Origin of the sequence: Devosia sp. Leaf420 (genome assembly GCF_001425445.1) — a bacterium.
Lineage (GTDB): Bacteria > Pseudomonadota > Alphaproteobacteria > Rhizobiales > Devosiaceae > Devosia.
This window is the reverse complement of record NZ_LMQU01000001.1, coordinates 627,499-628,075: the sequence shown is the minus strand read 5'-3', so window position 1 is coordinate 628,075 and position 577 is coordinate 627,499. Positions and strand designations below refer to the sequence as shown.

Below are 577 nucleotides of genomic sequence, written 5' to 3'. Positions count from 1 at the left end.
GGCGAGCGATGGCCRGCCTCCGGCAGGAAGGCCAGCAGCGTGGTGGCGGTGACCARGCCGATGCCAGGGATGGACCGCAGGAGGCGCTGGGCCTGTGCWAGCTCGTCGGTGGCCGCGATCAGCGCGGCGATCCGGCTGTCGAAGACAGCGATGCGGCTGGTGAGCAGCTCGATATGGRCGSAGATGTCGGTCAGGATTTCGGGTTCCGCCATCTCCTGTTGGCGGGTCAGTTCGCCCCGGCGCATGTCAACCAATTGATCCCGGCGCCGCGCCAACTCGCCTAAAAGYCGGCGCCTCTCGTCGGCGGCGGCCTGGGGATGTGGCCGYAAAGCCTGCGCCATCCGGGCCAACATCTGCGCATCGACCNCGCGCCAACTCGCCTAAAAGTCGGCGCCTCTCGTCGGCGGCGGCCTGGGGATGTGGCCGTAAAGCCTGCGCCATCCGGGCCAACATCTGCGCATCGACCTTATCGGTCTTGGCCAACTGCCCGGTGGCCCGGGCAAAGGCCCGCGCSTGTGCCGGATTAACCCGACAGAATGCTATTCCGGCCTGCTCCAGAGCGCGGCGCAGCTTGCCA

1 protein-coding gene is annotated in these 577 nt (G+C 68.0%); it reads right to left on the bottom strand.

Going from position 1 to position 577, the window contains the following annotated elements:
- Nucleotides 1-367: 367 nt before the first annotated feature.
- Nucleotides 368-558: IS110 family transposase (locus ASG47_RS20960; protein ID WP_413813445.1), on the bottom strand; the 191-nt coding region annotated here is incomplete at its 3' end.
- Nucleotides 559-577 lie beyond the last annotated feature (19 nt).